Source organism: Citrobacter sp. Cpo221, assembly GCF_030332345.1.
Classification (GTDB): Bacteria; Pseudomonadota; Gammaproteobacteria; order Enterobacterales; family Enterobacteriaceae; genus Citrobacter; species Citrobacter portucalensis.
On the sequence record NZ_JAOWIA010000046.1, the window covers coordinates 1 to 21716 of the forward strand.

15 protein-coding genes and 1 pseudogene are annotated in these 21716 nt (G+C 52.6%); 11 read left to right on the top strand and 5 right to left on the bottom strand.

Annotated elements, in window-relative coordinates:
* The first annotated feature begins 68 nt into the window (after positions 1 to 68).
* Together OGY72_RS09315 and OGY72_RS09320 are read left to right on the top strand one after the other, a co-directional pair.
* The gene (locus tag OGY72_RS09315) at positions 69 to 1049 is read left to right on the top strand and encodes an IS5-like element ISKpn26 family transposase (protein WP_000019450.1); all 981 of its coding nucleotides are present in this window, start codon (positions 69 to 71) and stop codon (positions 1047 to 1049) included.
* A gap of 170 nt (positions 1050 to 1219) precedes the next feature.
* Positions 1220 to 3403, top strand: a pseudogene (locus OGY72_RS09320) (ATP-binding protein); the annotation flags it as partial.
* 74 nt (positions 3404 to 3477) lie between these two features.
* Here OGY72_RS09320 and OGY72_RS09325 read toward each other — a convergent pair.
* A complete protein-coding gene (locus OGY72_RS09325; protein WP_003826081.1) occupies positions 3478 to 4110 on the bottom strand; it encodes a YfdX family protein in 633 nt (210 codons plus the stop codon).
* Positions 4111 to 4391: 281 nt separating this feature from the next.
* On the opposite strand from OGY72_RS09325, the gene OGY72_RS09330 reads away from it, so the two are divergent.
* Both OGY72_RS09330 and OGY72_RS09335 read left to right on the top strand, forming a co-directional pair.
* Entirely contained in the window at positions 4392 to 4988 is a 597-nt protein-coding gene (locus tag OGY72_RS09330; RefSeq protein ID WP_003826082.1) for a DUF308 domain-containing protein, read from the top strand.
* Positions 4988 to 5335 (top strand): HdeA/HdeB family chaperone, encoded by a 348-nt coding sequence (locus OGY72_RS09335; RefSeq protein WP_125112795.1) that lies wholly within the window; start codon positions 4988 to 4990, stop codon positions 5333 to 5335. Before OGY72_RS09330 ends, OGY72_RS09335 begins: the two co-directional genes overlap by 1 nt.
* Positions 5336 to 5542: 207 nt before the next feature.
* Here OGY72_RS09335 and OGY72_RS09340 read toward each other — a convergent pair whose 3' ends face one another.
* The 4 genes from OGY72_RS09340 to OGY72_RS09355 form a co-directional block, all read right to left on the bottom strand.
* Entirely contained in the window at positions 5543 to 8659 is a 3117-nt protein-coding gene (locus tag OGY72_RS09340; RefSeq protein ID WP_275398889.1) for an efflux RND transporter permease subunit, read from the bottom strand.
* A 28-nt stretch (positions 8660 to 8687) separates the two neighbouring features.
* Complete coding sequence (locus OGY72_RS09345) at positions 8688 to 9842, bottom strand: efflux RND transporter periplasmic adaptor subunit (protein WP_003826087.1); 1155 nt, start codon at positions 9840 to 9842, stop codon at positions 8688 to 8690.
* 280 nt (positions 9843 to 10122) lie between these two features.
* Positions 10123 to 10689, bottom strand: coding sequence for a Slp family lipoprotein (locus tag OGY72_RS09350; protein WP_148361590.1), 567 nt, complete (start codon positions 10687 to 10689; stop codon positions 10123 to 10125).
* A gap of 231 nt (positions 10690 to 10920) precedes the next feature.
* A complete protein-coding gene (locus OGY72_RS09355; protein ID WP_148361591.1) occupies positions 10921 to 11775 on the bottom strand; it encodes a MurR/RpiR family transcriptional regulator in 855 nt (284 codons plus the stop codon).
* A gap of 293 nt (positions 11776 to 12068) precedes the next feature.
* Between OGY72_RS09355 and OGY72_RS09360 the strand changes: the two genes are divergently transcribed.
* The 7 genes from OGY72_RS09360 (at position 12069) to OGY72_RS09390 (ending at position 21716) form a co-directional block, all read left to right on the top strand.
* Positions 12069 to 13574: a CoA-acylating methylmalonate-semialdehyde dehydrogenase gene (locus OGY72_RS09360; protein WP_003839780.1), complete on the top strand. Its 1506-nt coding sequence runs from the start codon at positions 12069 to 12071 to the stop codon at positions 13572 to 13574.
* Positions 13575 to 13585: 11 nt separating this feature from the next.
* The gene (gene iolD, locus OGY72_RS09365) at positions 13586 to 15511 is read left to right on the top strand and encodes a 3D-(3,5/4)-trihydroxycyclohexane-1,2-dione acylhydrolase (decyclizing) (protein ID WP_149281753.1); all 1926 of its coding nucleotides are present in this window, start codon (positions 13586 to 13588) and stop codon (positions 15509 to 15511) included.
* A 344-nt stretch (positions 15512 to 15855) separates the two neighbouring features.
* Positions 15856 to 16842, top strand: a complete 987-nt coding sequence (iolG, locus tag OGY72_RS09370; protein WP_148361594.1) for an inositol 2-dehydrogenase — start codon at positions 15856 to 15858, stop codon at positions 16840 to 16842.
* A gap of 38 nt (positions 16843 to 16880) precedes the next feature.
* Positions 16881 to 17810, top strand: a complete 930-nt coding sequence (locus OGY72_RS09375; RefSeq protein WP_003826099.1) for a sugar ABC transporter substrate-binding protein — start codon at positions 16881 to 16883, stop codon at positions 17808 to 17810.
* Between the two features lie 176 nt (positions 17811 to 17986).
* On the top strand, positions 17987 to 19534 hold the full coding sequence (locus OGY72_RS09380) for a sugar ABC transporter ATP-binding protein (RefSeq protein WP_003839789.1): 1548 nt from the start codon (positions 17987 to 17989) through the stop codon (positions 19532 to 19534).
* Between the two features lie 11 nt (positions 19535 to 19545).
* A complete protein-coding gene (locus OGY72_RS09385; RefSeq protein ID WP_003826102.1) occupies positions 19546 to 20574 on the top strand; it encodes an ABC transporter permease in 1029 nt (342 codons plus the stop codon).
* An 8-nt stretch (positions 20575 to 20582) separates the two neighbouring features.
* A complete protein-coding gene (locus OGY72_RS09390; RefSeq protein WP_003826104.1) occupies positions 20583 to 21716 on the top strand; it encodes a Gfo/Idh/MocA family protein in 1134 nt (377 codons plus the stop codon).

Here is a 21716-nt window from a genome sequence, read left to right on the forward strand (position 1 = left end):
GGAAGGTGCGAACAAGTTCCTGATATGAGATCATCATATTCATCCGGAGCGCATCCCAGAGGGACATCATGAGCCATCAACTCACCTTCGCCGATAGTGAATTCAGCACTAAGCGCCGTCAGACCCGAAAAGAGATTTTCCTCTCCCGCATGGAGCAGATTCTGCCATGGCAGAATATGACCGCTGTCATCGAGCCGTTTTATCCCAAGGCGGGCAATGGCCGACGGCCCTATCCGCTGGAGACCATGCTGCGTATTCACTGCATGCAGCATTGGTACAACCTGAGCGACGGTGCCATGGAAGATGCCCTGTACGAAATCGCCTCCATGCGCCTGTTTGCCCGATTATCCCTGGATAGCGCCCTGCCGGATCGCACCACCATCATGAATTTCCGCCACCTGCTCGAGCAGCATCAACTGGCCCGTCAATTGTTCAAGACCATCAATCGCTGGCTGGCCGAAGCAGGCGTCATGATGACCCAAGGCACTTTGGTGGATGCCACCATCATTGAGGCACCCAGCTCTACCAAGAACAAAGAGCAGCAACGCGATCCGGAGATGCATCAGACCAAGAAAGGCAATCAGTGGCACTTTGGCATGAAGGCCCACATTGGTGTCGATGCCAAGAGTGGCCTGACCCACAGCCTGGTCACCACCGCGGCCAACGAGCATGACCTCAATCAGCTGGGTAATCTGCTTCATGGAGAGGAGCAATTTGTCTCAGCCGATGCCGGCTACCAAGGAGCGCCACAGCGCGAGGAGCTGGCCGAGGTGGATGTGGACTGGCTGATCGCCGAGCGTCCCGGCAGGGTAAAAACCTTGAAGCAGCATCCGCGCAAGAACAAAACGGCCATCAACATCGAATACATGAAAGCCAGCATCCGTGCCAGGGTGGAGCACCCGTTTCGCATCATCAAGCGGCAGTTCGGCTTCGTGAAAGCCAGATACAAGGGGCTGCTGAAAAACGATAACCAACTGGCGATGTTATTCACCCTGGCCAACCTGTTTCGGGTGGACCAAATGATACGTCAGTGGGAGAGATCTCAGTAAAAACCGGAAATAACGCCAGAAATGGTGGAAAAAATAGCCTAAATAGGCTGATTCGATGTGTTTGCGGGAAAAAAATCGGCCCAGATCCGCGAAATTTTAATCAGCGAGTCAGCTTGGGAAGAAATGACCTGCTTATTCGCACCTTCCCTAGCTCCAAAAGTGAGCAGACAAAGCAAATAAGCGGCGAACAGTGGGATATGTATCCCACTATCACGCTAACTCATCAAAACCCGAGCAATTCGGCCTTTAGCGATCCGCTGATGAATGTGGCATTTGTGATGATCACTTCCCGTGAGGAAACCGCCAATTCGCTACTGGAGAAGCCGATACGCATTGCTTTGCCTGCCGGGCATGTGCTGGAAAGCGAGCTGAAACAACGCTATCCGCAGGCCACCTGGGTGAATGCGGATACTGGCAGTGTTGCGATGGCCATGGTTAAGGAGGGCAGCGTTGATGCGGCAATCGCTACCGAATTGTCGGCAAGATTTATGGTCGATCATTACTACCAGAAAAATATGCACTTTTTTAGGCTTCCAGATATGCCTGGTGCGTCGGTAAGTTTTGCAATCTCTCCCCGCGAGCCGATGTTGAAGTCTGTTATGGATAAAGCGCTACAGGCCATACCGCCACGTGAGATTTTGCAGATGACGGAGAGGTGGTCGAAAATTTCCAATACGCAGGTCGATTTCTGGAGTCGATATAGCAAACAGTTCTATCAACTGGGGATATTCGCGCTGCTGCTGATAGCAATTAGCCTGATCTGGGGGATCTCACTCTCCCGTGAGGTAAATAAAAGGAAACAATCGCAGCGGCTACTGGAAGAGCAGCTTCATCTCAAAGAAGCATTATCTCAAGAACTGGAAAACGAAAAGAATAAAGCGATTGAAGCAACCAAGGCCAAAAGTCGCTTTCTGGCGAGTATGAGCCATGAATTACGTACTCCGGTAAGTTCGATTGTTGGCTTTGTGGAATTACTGTCGAGTTCAGAACTCAGCCCGGCACAACGAAAAGAGGCGATTGCCCTTACCGGGGCGACGGCCCAGTCATTGCTTGGGCTGATCGGTAAGATTCTGGATGTGGATAAGATTGAGTCTGGTAAATACCAGGTTGTTCCTCAATGGACAGATCTCTCGCAGCTCATTGAATTGCAGTGCCACTCTTTCGATGCTTTAGCCAGACAGAAAGGCATTACGCTTGCCTGCGTTAGCCAGTTGCCAGCAAACGAGCGGGTATTTGTCGATCAGCAGGCTTTGCGGCAAATTCTCACCAACCTGGTGGGTAATGCGTTGAAGTTTACCGAGCAGGGCAGCATTCATGTAACGGCCCGTTTGACGCCTGACGGGGAGAATCACGGTACCCTGACCATCGCCATTAGCGACACCGGTTGCGGGATTAGTGAAGAGGAGCAGGCGGGGTTGTTTCAGCGTTACGCTCAGGGGCGCTGTGGGCGTCAACAAACCGGTTCTGGTCTGGGGTTATTTATCTGTAAAGAACTGGTGACGCTGATGGGCGGGACGCTGGAGTTGATGAGCGTCCCGTTGCAAGGAACCACGTTTACCATAACGCTGCCGGTTGAAACGGCTCGACAGTCAATTGTATCGGATGGCGATGCGCCAGGTACTCTGTTACCGCTGCCGTGTCTGTCTATTTTGATAGCTGACGATAATCCAACCAATCGCCTGCTGCTCAAGCGACAGTTGAATGCCATTGGCTACAGTGTGGATGAAGCGTGTGATGGGGAGGAAGCAGAAGCCAAACTGGCGAAAAAATCGTACGATCTGCTGATAACCGATGTAAATATGCCGAAAAAAGACGGGTTTGATCTCGCGGCTTCGCTACGTCGTCAACAGCCGAATTTACAAATATGGGGACTGACGGCCAGCGCACTTCCACAGTCACGCGATCGATGCCTGCAAAATGGTATGAATTTGTGCCTGTTCAAGCCTGTGTCGATTCAGACACTGACACATGAATTGAGTAAAATCGAAACCGGTTATTCGTCTCCTTGTACAATCCGGCATTTGAAATTCAATGTATTGACGGAAAATACCGGCGGCGATCGCGCACTCATGAACGAGATTCTCGAGACATTTCGCGAGGCAACGCTGAATGATATACAAGCGGCTGAGAAGGCCGTTTTGCAAGATGAGCCTCAGCTGTTTTTGCGAGCCCTTCACCGGTTGCATGGCTCGGCGCAAATTCTGGGTATCACTGCGCTACAGAACCTGTGCGAACCTTTCGAATCCAGACGACATGACGATCTTCCTCTGGCAGTACGCGAGGAGGCATTGCAGAAGATTATTGCTGTTATGCGGGAAATTGAGATTGAGATAGACAGTCTGATTAGCCATTAATCCCCCTGATCGGGTGGCCGTAGCTGCCCGATCAGGAGAGAAAGTCCTGGTTCAACACTCCGTAGTGCTGAGTACTACTGGCCTGCGCCGATCATCTCGCTATCGACTACAATGCCATCTTCAGCACCTTTTAACACAAGGTTTGCTTCATAGTATTTACCGGAAGTCAGCAGTTTTTGCGCGCTGGCAACGGCTTTACGAGTCTGATTCAGAGGCATCAGGTATTGGGTCTGAAGCACGCTGATACCAGCCAGTTGCAGAGTATCAACTGCACCTTTCCAGTCGCCTTTGGCCATTTTGCCATTCGCTGTTTTGATAGCGGATTCTTTGGCCGGAGTCGCAATATAGTCTTCTGACAGCGCGACCGTAGCGTTAATAACCACGTACTGATCGTCAATCATCTTGGCTTTAGGCGCAGCTTTTACAAATTTCGCCCAATCTTTGCTGTCGCCTGCCAGCAGGGAAGCCGCGTCATCGGTTAATTTTTTAGCGCTGTCAGGCTGTCCATGAAACAGGGCCAGACGAGCAAGCTGAATATCACGCATCGCATTTGCGCCTTGCACTGCGACCTGCATAACATCGGCAGCTTCTTTTTGTACATTTGCTGTAGCAGCTTGCGCCGGAGTGGTTGTGGTAGCAGTAGCAGCCATCACTGGTGCTGAACCCATCATGGTTGCAAGCACACCCGCAAGAATAATCTTTTTCATTACTTTCTCCTGAATAAATTTGGTATATGTCACCAAACGCAATAAGCATATTAAATAATGTTAAAGAGAGGAATCAGAGCCAAGATAGAATAATGACCGTTTAATCCTACACGTGTCAGATGTCTGACATGTGTAGGATTAAACGCATAGCGACATTCTCTTGTTCTTATATACGCTTCCTTAGTGGAAGTCTTATCATTCCACTGTAAGTAACATATGTTGAGTGAGTAATAATTCTTGTGTCAACAGGTTACATTGCGTTTATGTATAACGGAGGATGTATGTTTGTTTTTAATCAGCGTAGCCTGAGAGCGTTTAATGAAAAAACACTCGTTCATTATAAAAAGCACGCGACGATTATGGCGGTGTTGATGTTGATTTGTGGCATCTGCTGCTTGATTTATCCGATTGCTGCAGGTGTTTATTTAAGCTATGCAACCGGTTTTATGTTCCTGGTATGTGGTTTCTATTCTATTTATAGCCTGTTTAGCTCAGGTAAAAAGCAATTGAAAGCCAAATTTACTTATGCCTTTTTTGCTATCGCGTGGTTACTGCTGGGTTACTGTTTCCTCGTGAATCCTGTGATAGGCATGAATTCACTGGCAATGGTATTTTGCTGCCTGTTTATTCTGGGGGGTATTTTTCGTATCGCCTCTGGGGTCAAACTGTTCCGTAGTCCGGGTTATGGATGGAACATTTTCATTGGTATTTTTGACCTGCTTATTGCCGGCGTATGGCTGAATATGGATCCCGACAGATCGTATGTATTTACCTCAATCTTTATTGGTGTCGAGATGATCTTTAGTTCTTTAGCTTTTATCAGTCTGCGTAGAAATGCGACGCTGGTTAAAACTGATAAGCTCGCCGATAAAAATTAATGCTACTTCTGGAGCGCATAGTGAATATTAAGATGATGGTTTCTGCAGCTATTCTTGTGACCTCTATTATGGCGCCAATGACCCGTGCTTTGGCTACTCAGGCAACGGAAGCTGCGCCACAAGATATGACCTGTAAAGAATTTGTTGATATGAGTCAGCAATACAAGACGGCAATTGCCTTTGTGATTGTTAATAAAAATTCGGACTTTAAAGGCGATGATTATGTTCCCCTGCATGAGGTGGAAACGGAAGCTGTACCGAAAATGGTTAAAATGTGCCATCAGCATCCGAATACAAAACTGGGTGAACTGGCTGTAAATCTGAAAGGTTCCGGTCTGCACTATTGATTAACCGTTTTGATAGCCTGGCTTTAGTTAGAATTGACAACCTCTGTTCCTACCCTCAGTCGTTCCTTATAAAAAATCCGCGTAATGCTTACCCTGCTATCCACGAGAAACTCGCTGGATAGCCGTGCCCACTAATAACCGTAGGCCTGACAAACGAAGCCCCATCCCTGGGATTTAATAATCTAAACCCAGGGATAGGGCAGGGGATCAGCGTCGAGCTTTAAATCGCGCTAACGTATTTTCAACGAGGACAAAGAACACTGGAACAAAATAGATTGCCAGTACCGTCGCGGCCAGCATCCCTCCGATAACCCCCGTACCGACGGCATTTTGCGCACCAGAGCCCGCGCCGTTGCTTATTGCCAGCGGAATAACCCCCAGGATGAAGGCCAGTGAGGTCATCAGAATTGGACGTAAGCGCATTTGCGCGGCTTCCACTGCAGCTTCAAGCGGCGTTTTCCCTTCTTTCTGCATAATCTCGACGGCAAACTCGACGATCAGAATGGCGTTTTTAGCCGACAGCCCCATGGTGGTGAGCAGGCCTACCTGGAAATAAACATCATTGCTCAGGCCGCGCAGATCGGTAGCCAGTAAAGCGCCGACCACCCCGATTGGCACAACCAGCATCACCGAGAACGGGATCGACCAGCTTTCATACAGTGCCGCCAGTGCCAGAAACACGACGATCAGCGAAATGCCGTACAGCATTGGTGCCTGGTTTGTGGATAGCGCCTCCTGATAAGACAGACCGGTCCAGGCATAGCCGACGCCTGCGGGCAGTTTATTAATCAGCGATGCCATAAATTTCATCGCATCACCACTGCTTTTCCCTTCAACCGGCTGGCCCAGAATTTCCATTGCGGGTTGACCGTTGTAGCGTTCAAGGCGAGGAGAACCGTAGGTCCACTCGGTGGATGAGTAGGCGGAAAGCGGCGTCATTGCGCCGGAGGCGTTACGTACGTACCAGTGGTTGATATTGTCCGGCAACATACGGAACGGCGTATCGGCCTGGACATACACTTTTTTTACGCGCCCCTGGTTCAGGAAATCATTAACATAGCGACTACCAAACGCGGTGGAGATGGTCTGATTAATATCTGATAACGCAACGCCCATAGCTTCAGCCTTTTTGGCGTTGACGTGAATGCGGAACATCGGTGTATCTTCCAGGCCGTTCGGACGTACCCCGTCAACCTCACCGGATGACTGGTTGGCCAAAGCCAGAAGCTGGTTCCGCGCCTGCATCATTTTCTCATGCCCAAGATTACCGTTATCCAGTAGCTCCATATCAAAACCTGAAGCCGTCCCCAGTTCCGCGACTGCGGGTAAATTGAACGGATAAACGACGGCATTATTGATGGTGCTTAAGGCCATCATTGCCCGTCGAATAATGGCGGTAACCGAGTTTTCTTCGCCAACGCGTTCTGACCACGGCTTCAGGCTGATAAACGCCAGACCGTTGTTTTGTCCCTGACCGCTGAAACCAAATCCGCCGACGGTGAAAACAGAAGCGACATTTTTCTGTTCTTTCGTCAGGTAGTAGTCGGTTATTTCCCCGAGCACTTTGCTGGTGTTCACCATCGTTGAACCCGAAGGCAATTGTGCCGTGGTCATGAATACCCCCTGATCTTCTTCAGGCAGAAAGGAGGTCGGAGTGCGTAAAAACAGCACAATCATGCCCGCGCCAATGACTAAATAGACGACCATATAACGGCCTGTGCGACGTAGCAGTGTACGGGTGCTGTCCGTGTAGTGCTGAGTGCATTTCTCCATGAAGTGATTGAAACGGGTAAACAGAAAATGTGTGTTTGCCTTTTCTCCCTCGTGAGATTTTAACAGCATGGCGCAAAGCGCAGGCGTCAGGCTCATTGCCACAAATACCGACAGCAGCATGGAGGAGATTAAGGTGATGGAAAACTGACGGAAAATTTCCCCCGTTGCCCCGCTCATAAACGCCATCGGCATAAATACGGCGGATAACACAACGGCAATACCAACCAGCGCCCTCTGGAGTTGGCCCATTGCTTTATGCGTTGCCGCTTTTGGGGACAAGTGCTCTTCAGCAATAATACGTTCTACGTTCTCAACCACCACGATGGCATCATCAACCAACAGCCCTATCGCCAGCACCATGCCAAACATCGTGAGCGTGTTAATCGAAAAACCGGCGACGTCGAGTATTGCAAAGGTGCCGAGGATAACCACCGGAACGGCGATAGTGGGGATAAGCGTCGCGCGGAAACTTTGCAAAAACAGATACATGACGAGGAATACCAGAATGATTGCCTCGATCAAAGTATGAAAAACACCCTGAATCGAAATCTCGATAAACGGCGTGGTGTCATAGGGATAAACGGTTTTCATACTGGCCGGAAACCAGGCCGATAATCTGTTCAGCTCTTGTTTGACCGCCTGGGACGTTGCCAGGGCATTGGCGCCAGCGGCAAGTTTAATCGCAATCCCGGCGGCGGGTTTGCCGTTGTAACGTGCAACCGTTGCATAATTTTCCGCACCCAGCTCAATGCGCGCGACATCGCGCAGCAGAACCTGAGAACCATCTTGCTGAACTTTAAGGAAGATCTTGCCAAATTCATCGGTCGTTTGCAGACGCGTCTGGACGATTATCGACGCATTTAACTGCTGATCGGCTGACTGAGGCATGCCCCCCAATTGCCCGCCAGATATCTGATTATTCTGCACTTTGAGCTGGGTAATGACGTCCTCGGGAGTGAGGTTATACTTGTCGAGCTTTTGCGGATCCAACCAGATGCGCATGGCGTATTGAGAACCGAATAACTGCACGCTCCCCACCCCGGCAGTGCGGCTTAGCGGATCTTTAATGTTCGAGGCCACATAGTCGGCAATATCATATTGGCTCAGGCTGTTATTATCAGAGATAAAACCGGCGACCATTAATATATTGCTGCTGGATTTATCAACGCTGATCCCTTGCTGTTGTACTTCCTGCGGCAAGGAAGGCATCGCCAGCTGTAGTTTATTCTGTACCTGAACCTGCGCAATATCGGGTGACGTACCCGTTTTGAAGGTCAGGATAATCGAGGCATTACCTGCCGCATCGCTGGTGGATGACATATACATCAGGCCATCAAGACCATTCATATTCTGTTCAATCACCTGGGTGACGGAGTCTTCAACGGTCTTCGCGTCTGCCCCTGGGTAGGCAGCGCTGATGGTAATGGTTGGGGGCGCAATTTGTGGATATTGGGCGACAGGCAGGTTCATTATCGCGATACCGCCCGTAAACATCATGATAATAGCGAGCACCCAGGCGAAAACCGGGCGCTCAATAAAAAAGTTGGCCATGAAGAAAGTGTCCTTAATGCCTGAAATATTACTGTTCAGCTACCGTGTCAGATGTGTTCAGTTTTGAAGGGAGGACCCGGGCTTTGATTCCCGGACGAATTCTTTGTAATCCGGACACAATGACCCGATCGCCAGGACGTAATCCCGCGGTCACTAACCATTGATTACCAACGGCCTTCACTGCGTTTATTTCACGCAGTTGCACTACGTTTTCCTGGTCAAGGATCAGCGCGGTGGCTTTTCCTTGCTCGTTATGCGTAATTCCTTGCTGGGGGACCATCAACACGTTTTGTTGACTGCCTTCGTCCAGCAACGCCGTGACATACATACCGGGTAAAATTTCACCTTCAGGATTGGGAAATACGGCGCGCAGGGTTACCGAACCGGTGGTCTCATCAACAGCGGGATCGGAAAACTCAAGCGTACCGGTATGGCGATAGGGCTTGCCGTTTTCCAGCATCAGCTCAACCGGAATTTTGCCTTGTTGCTGGGCGATTTGGCCGTTGGCTTTCTCTTCTTTCAGGCGTAAGAAGTCCTGTACTGACTGGGTTAAATCAACATAAATCGGATCTAATCTCTGAACGGTGACCAGCGCGTTTTCCTGATTGGCAGTAACCAGGGCACCCACGGTCACGGAGGATTTACCGCTGATGCCATCAATGGGCGAGGTAACATTGGCGTATCGAAGATTGATGGTGGCTTGTTCAAGATCCGCTTTAGCGACGGCAACATTGGCTTGCGCTTCATTAAGCTGTGTACGCGTCGTGTCATAGTCCTGGCGGCTGACGTAATTAGATTTTATTAATGCTGACTGCCGATTGAGTGTCAGACGAACATTATTGGCGGTAGCCTGTGCCTTTGCCAACGCGCCTTTGGCTGAGTCCAGCCGTGCCTGCAGCGGGGCAGGATCAATTTGATACAGTGATTCTCCTTTGCTGACTTTATCGCCTTCAACAAAGTTGCGTTTTATGATGATCCCACCAACCTGAGGGCGGATTTCGGCGATCTCGAACGCAAGCGCGCGACCCGGAAGTTCACTTTTAATATTTACTGAGGAGGGCGCTAAGGTAACAACACCGACCTCGGGCTCCATGGCGGTTTTTACTGCAGGTTTATTATCACAGGCGGTGATGATGACGCTACTAAAGAATAATGGTATCAACAGTAAGCATTTTCTGTTCATAGTAATCCCTGAATAATGTGTAAACACAAATGTTCTTTTATTGCATGCAGGGTGGGGGAGTTGTCGGTAAATAAAAAAAGATGGTCAGGCATGAGAAGGGTAAAGCCCATTTCTTCGCTAAAGAATTAGCGGTTAAAAATTATATGTAACAGGAGGAATGCATGTTAAGCGAAGGATCTCATGAAGCAGGATGGCGCAATAAGATAAACACGGGGTGATGAGAGGGGGTGTTTGCCAACACCTGACTCCGGAATATAGTCGCGCCATCTTACCTCTGGGATTATTTCACTAGCTCCGGAGTTACCTGAGTGACTGTATTGGCGTAGTAAGGCGCTCCCCACATCGGCTCAGGCCAGAATGCGCCGTAACCATAATCCCACATGTTATAGGTGGTGTTGACAGACTCAGTTAAATGCCAAACCTGGATTCCTTGTAAATCAACTTTAACAAAGTTGTACGGGACTTTGTTGATGAATCCTGACTCATCTCCTTGAATTGTTCCCAAAATAGTCACGAAATGGTTTCTGTAGTTTACCGGATCGAGGAAACCTTTCTGCTGGGCAAGAATACGTCCCTGATAACTCGCGTCTATTTGTGGCTTAGCAGAGTCGTTCAGTGGCAGAACGGCGATTTCCAGCAACGTATCTTTTTTGGTGTTAATCACATTGATGACTTTACCGCCAAAACGGGCCTGCTGACCGGTATATAAACCGGGCTGGTTATGCACGGAGATAAAGTTTTTTTGGATATCGGGTTGATTATTACCTTTGATATTCTCAGGAATGGAAGCACATGATGCCAGGGTGAAAGCAAGGGCAATAATCATCAACCCTTTTGTATTTTTCATTTTACTTTCCTGCTTAAAAAAGACAGGCCTATAGTAAACCTTTGCGTATTATTGTCAGCACGCGCATTGTTGATTATCTAATATTAATATAATTGTAGCTTATGGTAATAACGGATTGTATTTTAGCTGGTCGTTGGATGAGGACGATATTTTCAACGACCATAAAAGTAACGGCAGAGATCACGCTGGCGGGAATGTAATAAAGCGGATCGTCAATTTTCGCGGTGCTCATCACCCGACAGAATGACCGTTTTCATGGCTTCCGTCACCTAGCCGGTAAGCCAGCGCCACCACTAACGACTGCACCAGGCACAGCGTCGCTGACTGGGAGCGAAACGCGTCGACCTGCGCCTCTTTCACCACAAAGCAGAGATCGCTGAATGTGGCCAGCGGGCTTATCTGGCTGTCGGTAATCACAATCTGGCGCGCGCCGGCATTGGCCGCAGTTTCGCTAACCATCACCGTTTCTTCCGCATAAGGCGAGAAGCTGATCGACACCACGATATCGCGCGCTTTGATGCGGTTAATCTGCTCGCGCAGCATTCCGCCCATTCCGTCGAGCAAAATAGGGCGACATTCAAGATGGCTCAGGGCGTAGGTAAGATAGGCCGCTACGCTAAACGAACGACGCAGACCTGCGATGTAAATGGTGTCGGCTTCTGCCAGCAATTGTACGGCGCGTTCCAGCATTTCAGGTTCGGCACGGGCAGCCAGTTGCTGGAGCGCCTGAGTATTTGAACGGGCGAACTCCTGCAGGATATCGAGCGGGGTTTCCGGTACGGCTTCGCTTTCCATCTCACGGAACATGCGCGCGCGGTCGCTGTAGCTGGCGGTTTCCTCTACCAGGTTCATACGAAACAGCTGTTTCATTTCATTGAAGCCGGTGAAGTCAAAAGCATTGGCGAAGCGGATCAGCGTAGAGGGTGGCACTCCGGCACGTTCAGCAATGACGGCAACCGTATCAAAGGCCACGCTATTGGTATTATCCAGCACATAGCGGGACACCTGCTGCAACCTCTTACTCAGGCTATCGTAGCGATCACGGATTTGCTGCTGCAGCTCGTTCAGGCTGGTTGCTGTTGTCATTTTACCTCCTGGTACATAGTTTTATGATTCTAAACGCAAAACCGCGTCTTTGAAATGTCACTCATTCATCTGGCTGTAAAAACGAAACAAAAGCTTCAGGCTTGCCGTTCGCTGAAACGTTCTGCCAGTGCACGCTAATCATGCGATTCCGCTTGTTAACATAAAAACCCATCCTTGATCACATTAATCATTATTTATTTTATTTCAACTTAAAATGGAATGTTTGTTTTATATATAGTACACAGATAACAGTGTTCAGGTAACAGTCACGTATCAACAGCGAGAGGTTAAGGATGGAGACAGTAGCGAATTTTATCCACGGCGAATGTGTCACCGGTTCAGGCCAGCGCGTTCAGGCAATCTTCAACCCGGCCACCGGCGAGCAGATCCGCCAGGTGGTGATGAGTACGACACAGGAAACCGAGCAGGCTATTGCGGCAGCGCACGACGCATTCCCCGGTTGGGCGCGTCATTCTCCGTTAAAACGTGCGCGAGTGATGTTCCGCTTTAAGGCGCTGTTGGAAGAAAACATGGAGAGGCTGGCTCGCATCATCAGCGAAGAGCATGGCAAGGTATTCTCTGACGCAGTTGGTGAGCTGACCCGCGGCCTGGAAGTGGTGGAGTTTGCCTGTGGCATCCCGCATCTGCAAAAGGGCGAACACTCCGCCAACGTAGGGACCGGCGTCGATAGCCATTCGCTGATGCAACCTCTCGGGGTTTGCGTCGGGATCACGCCGTTTAACTTTCCGGCAATGGTACCGATGTGGATGTTCCCCATCGCGCTGGCAACCGGGAATACCTTCGTGCTGAAACCCTCAGAAAAAGACCCTTCTCTCGCCCTGGCTCTGGCCAAACTGCTGCAAGAAGCCGGATTGCCAGACGGCGTGTTCAACGTTGTGCAGGGGGACAAAGAGTCCGTTGACGTGCTGTTAACTGACCCGCGTGTGCAGGCCGTGAGCTTTGTCGGCTCTACGCCGATTGCGGAATACATTTATCAGACGGCATCGGCCCACGGTAAGCGTTGCCAGGCGTTAGGTGGCGCTAAAAATCACTGCATTTTAATGCCGGATGCCGACATGGATATGGCAACCAATGCCATTATGGGGGCCGCTTACGGTGCGGCGGGTGAACGCTGTATGGCACTCTCCGTGGTGTTGGCGGTAGGGGACAAAACGGCAGATGAGCTGTGCTCGCGACTGGAAAAACAGATTGCGGCGCTGCGTGTCGGGCCGGGGCTTGATCAGACACCGGAAAACGAAATGGGACCGCTTATCTCCTCGGTACACCGTAATAAAGTGCTCGGTTATATCGACAGTGGGGAATCGCAGGGGGCCAGCCTGCGCGTGGATGGTCGGCGTTTTAGCGTTAAAGGCCATGAGCAGGGCTATTTTGTCGGGCCGACCCTGTTCGATAACGTCACGCCGGAAATGACCATTTATAAAGAGGAGATTTTTGGGCCGGTGCTTTCTGTGGTGCGCGTAGCAGATTACAGCAGCGCGGTGGAACTGATTAACCGTCATGAATATGGTAATGGCACGGCAATTTTCACGCGCGACGGCGGCTGTGCGCGTCGCTTCTGCGAAGAAGTGCAGGCGGGCATGGTGGGCGTAAACGTGCCTATTCCGGTGCCGATGGCGTTCCACAGTTTTGGCGGCTGGAAGCGGTCCATTTTTGGTGCGCTTAACGTTCATGGTAACGATGGCGTACGCTTCTACACCCGGATGAAAACCGTCACCGCACGCTGGCCGGAGATGCTGCAGGACACAGGGGCCGCGTTCTCCATGCCAACGCTGGGCTGACAGGAGGGTTTATGCAAACCGAACGTATGACCATGGCTCAGGCGCTGGTCAAATTCCTTAATCAACAATATGTCTGTGTCGATGGCGAGGAAACGCCCTTTGTCGAGGGTGTCGCCACCATCTTTGGTCACGGTAACGTGCTTGGCATTGGCCAGGCGCTGGAGCAGGCACCCGGTCATTTGCAGGTGATGCAGGGATGTAATGAGCAGGGAATTGCGCACATGGCGACCGGATTCGCCAAACAGCATCGGCGCCAGCGTATTTTTGCCGTGACATCATCGGTTGGGCCGGGAGCGGCAAACATGGTGACCGCCGCGGCAACCGCGACGGCGAACCGTATTCCGCTGTTGCTGTTGCCAGGCGATGTCTACGCCAGCCGTCAGCCGGACCCGGTATTGCAGCAAATTGAGCAATACCATGACCTTGGCATCAGTACCAACGACTGCTTCCGCCCGGTCTCGCGATACTGGGACCGGATTAACCGCCCGGAGCAATTAATGAGCGCGATGCTAAACGCGATGCGAACGCTTACTGACCCCGCAGATACTGGTGCCGTAACTATTTGCCTGCCACAGGATGTGCAGGGAGAAGCCTGGGACTATCCGCAGAGCTTCTTTGCGCGCCGCGTTCATTTGATCGAACGTCGCCCGCCCGACCCGCAGCGTCTGGCGATGGCGCGGGCGCTGATTGCCCGCAAACGCCGTCCGCTGGTGGTATGCGGCGGCGGGGTACGATATTCCGGCGCGCATGAGGCGTTTCGTACGTTTGTTGAAACGCTGCAACTGCCGTTTGCCGAAACTCAGGCCGGAAAGGGAGCGCTGGTTAGTGACCACCCACTTAACCTCGGAGGCATTGGGGTAACTGGAGGGATGGCAGCGAATCAGCTCGCACCGCAAGCCGATCTGGTGATCGGCATCGGTACGCGCCTCACCGACTTTACCACCGGTTCGAAAGCGCTGTTTTCTCATCCGGAGGTTGAGTTCCTGCTGCTGAACGTGGCGGAGTTTGACGCACTGAAGCTTGATGCCACTGCGCTTATCGCCGACGCCCGTACCGGGCTTACGGCATTAACTGAAACACTGAAAGACTACCGCAGCGATTGGGGGAAGGTGGTCGCGCAGGCGCAAGAGGCCTGGCGCGATGAGTGCCAACGTTTATGGGAGCGCGACTGGCGTCCCGATGACGAACCCGAAGTGGCTGGGCATCTTGACGCTCAGTTGGCGGAATATGGCGACACGCTAAACACCAGGTTGACCCAGACGAAGGTGCTGGGGCTTATCAATCAGCACATTGAAGATAACGCTATCGTCGTAGGGGCCGCCGGATCGCTACCTGGCGATTTACAGCGTATCTGGCAGGTCAAAACCCCGGACAGCTATCACCTGGAATACGGTTACTCCTGTATGGGCTATGAGATTGCGGCTGCTATTGGAGCCAGGCTGGCGAAGCCGCAGCAGCCGGTATATGCCATGGTGGGGGATGGCTCGTACATGATGCTGCATTCCGAGCTACAAACCGCCGTCCAGGAGGGGATAAAAGTCACTATCCTGCTGTTTGATAACGCCAGCTTCGGGTGTATTAACAACCTGCAGATGGGGCATGGGATGGGGAGTTTCGGTACGGAAAACCGTCACCGTAACCCGCAAACCGGACGGTTGGATGGGCCGCTGGTGAAGGTCGATTTTGCCAAAAACGCGGAAAGCTACGGCTGTCGGGCATGGCGTGTACATGACGAGCAAAGCCTGCTGACGGCGCTGGAAGCCTCCCGTGCGCATTCGGGGCCTGTGCTGCTGGATATCAAAGTCCTGCCGAAAACCATGACCCACGACTATGCCGCCTGGTGGCGCACTGGCGATGCGCAGGTGGCGGAATCTCCGTCGGTGCGAAAAGCGGCTGAGCAGACGTTTGAGCAGGTGAAAAACGCACGTCAGTACTAAAAGCGATTAATGCCGGATGGCGCCGCGCTTATCCGGCCTACAGCGGATTCTATCCCCCAGGCCGGATAAGGCGTTAGCGCCGTCATCCGGCAACCTGCGACAACGAAATTTTCATTTCATTTTTCCTTTTTCTTCATCCATCGCCTCCTTCCTGAACGGAAGGGGGCCAATTCCTGCATCTTCCCTGTTGTTATGTTGTGATATTGATAACAGATTTTATCTCGATCATCTCAAAAGTGTTAACTTGCACTCAAAAACATAATTTTCACTATTTATAAAAATGAAATAAATGTTTTATTTAAAGGGTCGTTAGTTCATCGCATTCACCAACACCGGGAGCCGTTATGTTTAACATTGCTTTACTGGGCGCTGGCCGAATTGGCCAGGTACATGCAGCTAACATTGCCAGTCACAGTGCTACTACCCTCTGGTCCGTCGTCGACCCGAATCAGGAATTTGCCACCCGTCTTGCCACACAGTACCAGGCTCGTTTGCAAAGCCTGGATGAGGCGATGACGGACCCTAACGTTCACGCCGTGCTGATTGCCTCCGCGACCGATACCCATGCGGATCTGATTGAAATGGCCGCCCGCCACGGTAAAGCCATCTTCTGTGAAAAGCCGGTCCACCTGGATCTGGCCCGTGTACGCGACTGCCTGAAAGTGGTCAAAGAGTACGATGTACCGTTGTTTATCGGTTTCAACCGCCGCTTCGATCCACAGTTTCGCCGTGTGAAAACTGACGCACTGGCCGGGCGTATCGGAAAGCCGGAATCGCTGCTGATCATCTCCCGCGACCCGTCGCCGCCGCCTGCGGAATACGTGCGTGTGTCCGGCGGTATGTTCCGCGATATGACTATCCACGATTTTGATATGGCGCGCTTTATCATGGGCGAAGAACCGGTTTCGGTGTATGCCCAGGGCAGCAATCTGGTGGATCCGGCGATTGGCGAAGCGGGCGATATCGATACCGCGTTCATCATACTGAAATATGCCTCCGGCGCGATGGCGACCATCGTCAACAGCCGCCGTTCTTCTTACGGATACGATCAGCGCCTTGAGCTGCACGGCTCTGAAGGACTGCTGTGCGCGGGCAACATTCTCGAAAACCAGGTGCAGCACTACGCGAAGACCGGCTGCACCAGCGCGTTACCTGAACATTTCTTCCTGCAGCGTTATAAATCGGCCTATGCCGCGGAATGGGAACACTTTGTTGCGGTACTGCGCGGCGAAGCGGTCCCTGATTGCAGCGGGGATGATGGCGAGCGTGCGCTGTATCTGGCGGATAAAGCGCTGGAGTCACTGCATAGCCAGCGTGAAGTTCTCCTCTGATTGTCACCACAACCTACCCTACACAGAGAGACATAATAATGAAAAAACTGATCTTAGCTGTCCTCATCGCCATGACATCCGGGGCAGCCATTGCTGAAAACGAGCAAATTGTTTTCAGTACGCCAAACCTGGCGATGCCATTTGAAGTGCACATGCAGCGCACGGCGGTGAAAGCCGCAAAAGAGATGGGCGTGAATTTACAGGTCCTGGACGGGCAGGGTAGCTCGCCAAAACAAGTCGCTGACCTGGAAAATGCCATAACTCGTGGCGCACAGGGCTTTATTGTTTCACCAAACGATGTCAACGCGGTGTCCAGCGCGGTAGATGAAATTCAGGATGCGAAACTGCCCGTTGTTACCCTTGACCGCTCCGTTGACAGCCAGAAAAAAGTGCCGCACTTCGGCGCGAACAACTACAAAGGCGGTCAGGCGATTGGCGACTTTGTCAAAACCAAATTCCCTGACGGGGCAGACATTATTCTGCTGACCGGCCAGCCAGGCTCCTCCTCCAACATTGAACGTACTAAAGGCATTCGCGACAGCCTGAAGGCGGGTGGTGAAAAGTACAAGATCGTTGCCGATCAGACCGGTAACTGGATGCGTTCTGAAGGGATGCGCATTGTCGAAAGCGTGCTGCCTTCGCTGCCGAAGCGTCCGCAGGTGATCCTCTCCGCTAACGACGATATGGCGCTGGGCGCGATTGAAGCGTTACAGGGACAAGGACTGAAACCGGGTGAAGTTCTGGTCACGGGCTTCGATGCTGTGCCGGAAGCACTGGCGCGTGTGCGCGACGGCTGGCTGGCAGTGACGGCGGATCAGCGTCCTGGCTTTGCGGTGAAAACGGCCATGAGCCAGTTGGTGAATAACGTCCGTGAGAAGACTGCGATCACCGGGGCTGACTACCCGCCAACGCTTATCACCAAAGAGAATTTGCAGCAGGCCGAGCGTATTAACGAAGCCGGTAACTGATTTATACACGTCATCCTTCAAGCTGCCTCTGTGTTGGCTGCATCTGCTCACCCCAGTCACTTACTTGAGTAAGCTCCTGGGGATTCTCAGACTTGCCGCCTTGATGCAACTTGAATGATTTTGTGTATATCTGGAGCCGCCGTTACGGCGGCTCACTCTAAAGGAGGAGCAGACCGATGTCGCAACCCTTACTGAAAGTGACCGACCTGGCGAAAAGCTTTTCCGGCGTTTGGGCGTTGAGCAGCGCACAGCTGACCGTTGGAGCAGGCGAAATTCATGCGCTGTTAGGTGAGAACGGTGCAGGAAAATCGACCCTGCTGAAAGCGCTGGCGGGCGCACAGCCGCAAACACGCGGGGATATTTGGTTCAACGGCGAAACATTGCCGGTAGAAGACTCTCCGGTTGAGCGGCAGAACAAGGGCATTATCACGATTTATCAGGAATTTAATCTGCTGCCCAATATGACCGTCGCCGAGAATATGTTCCTCGGTCGTGAGCCGCGCAAACGCAATCTGATTGTTGACGAAAAGGCGGTAAATCAGGAAGCGCAGGTGATTCTGGATTACCTGCAACTGAACGTTGCGCCAACCACGGCCGTGGCCCGGCTGAGCGTGGCGCAGCAGCAAATGGTGGAAATTGCGCGGGCGCTGACGCTGAACGCAAAGCTGATCATCATGGATGAACCTTCCGCCGCGCTGAGCGACAGCGAAGTAGAAAGCCTACATCGTGTGGTGCGGGAACTTAAAGGGCGCGGCGTGAGCATTATCTACGTCACCCATCGCCTGCATGAAGTTTTTCAACTCTGTGACCAGTTCACCGTTTTCCAGGATGGACGATTCACCGGGAATGGCGCGGTTGCACAGACCACCGTAGAACAGCTGATCCGCCTGATGGTGGGGCGCGATGTGGCCTTTAATCGCCGTCCGGCCAGCGAAACTCACCATGAAGATAAACCTGTGCGTCTGGCGGTGAAGGGGCTTAGCCGCGAAAAACCGCCGCTGGATCCGCATGGTATCGCGCTGCACGACATTAGCTTCCACGTGCATGCTGGCGAAGTGTTAGGCATTGCCGGACTGGTGGGTGCCGGGCGCACCGAAGTGGCCCGCTGCCTGTTTGGCGCCGACGGTTTTACTTCCGGCAGCTTTGAACTTGATGGCGTGCCATATCAGCCGCGCGACCCGCTGTTTGCGCTGGATCAGGGGCTGGCGCTGGTACCGGAAGATCGTAAAAAAGAGGGCGCGGTGCTTGGGCTGTCGATCCGCGACAACCTGTCGCTCTCCAGCCTCTCGTCACTGCTGCACTGGCGCTGGTTCGTGAATACCCGCAAAGAGGATGCCCTGATCGAGTCTTACCGCCAGGCGCTGCAGATCAAAATGGTCAACAGCGCGCAGGAGGTGCGCAAGCTCTCCGGCGGGAATCAGCAAAAAGTGATCCTTGCGCGCTGCATGGCGCTTAATCCTCGGGTGCTGATCGTGGATGAACCAACGCGCGGCATCGATGTTGGCACCAAATCAGAAGTCCATCAGGTGCTGTTTGATATGGCGAAAAAGGGCGTGGCGGTGATCGTGATCTCCTCCGATCTACCGGAAGTTATGGCGGTTTCCGATCGGATCATCACGTTGAGTGAAGGCCGGGTGACTGGCGAGATCCACGGCGATGACGCCAACGAAGAGCGGCTAATGACGATGATGGCCATCAACCACAACGCCCTGAATGCGGCATAACGGAGTGATTCATGACGCAGATTATTTCTAAAACGCAGGTTCCTGCCAAACGCGGCGGACGTCTTGATCCCATTGCCTTTTTTGAGCGCTTTGGGGTACTGATTTTCATGATCCTGCTGCTGATTTTCTTTCAGTTGCAGAACAGCAATTTTCTTTCTGAACGCAATATTTTCAACATCCTGACCGAAGTCTCCATCTACGGGATCATGGCTGTCGGGATGACATTTGTCATTCTGACCGCCGGGATTGATCTGTCGGTGGGGTCCATCCTGGCGGTCTGCGCTATGACCGCCGCGTATGTGATTAAGGGCGACAACTTCACCACCGTCGACCCGAACGCCTGGGGCGGCATGAGCTGGCTGATTGGCCTTGGTATCTGTATGGCGATGGGCACCGCGATTGGTTTTCTGCATGGCCTCGGCGTGACCCGCCTGCGTCTGCCGCCGTTTATTGTCACCCTCGGCGGGATGACGATCTGGCGGGGCCTGACGCTGGTGATTAACGACGGTGCACCGATTGCCGGTTTCGACGCGGGATACCGCTGGTGGGGACGCGGTGAACTGCTCGGTATCTCCATTCCAATCTGGATATTCGCGCTGGTGGCGGTAGGCGGTTATCTGGCGCTGCATAAAACCCGCTGGGGGCGCTTTGTGTACGCCATCGGCGGCAACCCGGAGGCGGCGCGTCTGGCAGGGGTCAACGTGAAGCGCGTGCTGGTGAGCGTCTACGTACTGATTGGCTGTCTGGCGGGGCTGGCGGGCTTCATCCTCAGTGCTCGTCTGGGAAGCGCAGAAGCGGTTGCCGGGATCTCGTTTGAGCTGCGCGTCATCGCTTCGGTGGTCATTGGCGGCACCTCGCTGATGGGCGGCTACGGGCGTATTGGCGGCACCATTATCGGCTCGATCATCATGGGCATCCTGATTAACGGTCTGGTGCTGATGAATGTCTCGGCTTACTACCAACAAATTATTACCGGCTTAATTATCGTTCTGGCGGTGGCGTTCGATACCTACGCCAAGAGCCGTCGCGGCGCATTGTGAGGATCATGATGAAAGAAGTTCGTATTGGATTGATTGGCACCGGGTATATCGGCAAGGCGCATGCCATCGCCTATGCCCAGGCCCCGACGGTATTCAACCTGCGCGGCAAACTGGTGCGCGAAATGGTGGCGGAAGTCACGCCGGAGCTAGCCGCCGAGCGGGCGCAGGCGTTTGGCTTCAACCGCTCAACCGGAGACTGGCGTGCGCTGGTGGCTGACCCGGCCATTGATGTCGTGGATATCTGTTCTCCTAATCATCTGCACAAAGAGATGGCGCTGGAAGCGATTCGCCATGGCAAGCATGTGTACTCAGAAAAGCCGTTGGCGCTGAACGCCCACGACGCGCGTGAAATGGTTGAAGCAGCACAGCGGGCAGGAGTGAAAACGCTGGTGGGGTTCAACTATATGAAGAACCCAACGGCGCAGCTGGCGAAAGAGATCATTGCGTGCGGAGAAATTGGTGAGGTGATCCATTTCTACGGCACCCACAACGAAGACTACATGGCCGATCCGCTTGCGCCGATCCACTGGCACTGTTTTAAAGAAACGGCAGGTTTGGGAGCGCTTGGCGATCTGGCGGCGCATATCGTCAATATGGCGCAGTACCTGGTTGGGGATATTCAGCAGGTCTGCGGCGACCTGAAGATCGTGGTGCCACAGCGTCCGGCGAAAGTCGGTTCCTCGCAAATGGTGACGGTAGAGAACGAAGATCAGGCCCACGCGATGGTGCGCTTTGCAGGCGGTGCGCAAGGGGTGATTGAAACCTCGCGCGTTGCCTGTGGCCGCAAGATGGGGTTGTCGTATGTGATTACCGGGACCAAAGGAACCATCAGTTTTACCCAGGAGCGCATGGCTGAGCTGAAGCTCTATCTGCATGACGATCCGGTCAACCGTCAGGGGTTTCGCACTTTACTGGTTGGCCCGGCGCACCCGGACTACGGCGCGTTTTGCATGGGAGCCGGGCATGGTATCGGCTTTAACGACCAGAAAACTGTGGAAGTACGCGACCTGGTGGACGGCATTGCCGCCGATGCACCGATGTGGCCGGACTTTGAAGAAGGCTGGAAGGTGTCGCGCGTGCTTGACGCTATCGCACTCTCGCACCAGGAAGGCCGCTGGCTGAACGTGAACGACATTGTCTGA

Coding starts and splice junctions, on each gene's coding strand:
- OGY72_RS09315 (WP_000019450.1), top strand. CDS start 69: ATGAGCCATCAACTCACCTTCGCCGATAGTGAATTCAGCACTAAGCGC.
- OGY72_RS09375 (WP_003826099.1), top strand. CDS start 16,881: ATGAAAAAACTGATCTTAGCTGTCCTCATCGCCATGACATCCGGGGCA.
- OGY72_RS09335 (WP_125112795.1), top strand. CDS start 4,988: ATGCTACTTCTGGAGCGCATAGTGAATATTAAGATGATGGTTTCTGCA.
- OGY72_RS09345 (WP_003826087.1), bottom strand. CDS start 9,842: ATGAACAGAAAATGCTTACTGTTGATACCATTATTCTTTAGTAGCGTC.
- OGY72_RS09325 (WP_003826081.1), bottom strand. CDS start 4,110: ATGAAAAAGATTATTCTTGCGGGTGTGCTTGCAACCATGATGGGTTCA.
- OGY72_RS09390 (WP_003826104.1), top strand. CDS start 20,583: ATGAAAGAAGTTCGTATTGGATTGATTGGCACCGGGTATATCGGCAAG.
- OGY72_RS09340 (WP_275398889.1), bottom strand. CDS start 8,659: ATGGCCAACTTTTTTATTGAGCGCCCGGTTTTCGCCTGGGTGCTCGCT.
- OGY72_RS09330 (WP_003826082.1), top strand. CDS start 4,392: ATGTTTGTTTTTAATCAGCGTAGCCTGAGAGCGTTTAATGAAAAAACA.
- OGY72_RS09355 (WP_148361591.1), bottom strand. CDS start 11,775: ATGACAACAGCAACCAGCCTGAACGAGCTGCAGCAGCAAATCCGTGAT.
- OGY72_RS09360 (WP_003839780.1), top strand. CDS start 12,069: ATGGAGACAGTAGCGAATTTTATCCACGGCGAATGTGTCACCGGTTCA.
- iolG (WP_148361594.1), top strand. CDS start 15,856: ATGTTTAACATTGCTTTACTGGGCGCTGGCCGAATTGGCCAGGTACAT.
- OGY72_RS09385 (WP_003826102.1), top strand. CDS start 19,546: ATGACGCAGATTATTTCTAAAACGCAGGTTCCTGCCAAACGCGGCGGA.
- OGY72_RS09350 (WP_148361590.1), bottom strand. CDS start 10,689: ATGAAAAATACAAAAGGGTTGATGATTATTGCCCTTGCTTTCACCCTG.
- iolD (WP_149281753.1), top strand. CDS start 13,586: ATGCAAACCGAACGTATGACCATGGCTCAGGCGCTGGTCAAATTCCTT.
- OGY72_RS09380 (WP_003839789.1), top strand. CDS start 17,987: ATGTCGCAACCCTTACTGAAAGTGACCGACCTGGCGAAAAGCTTTTCC.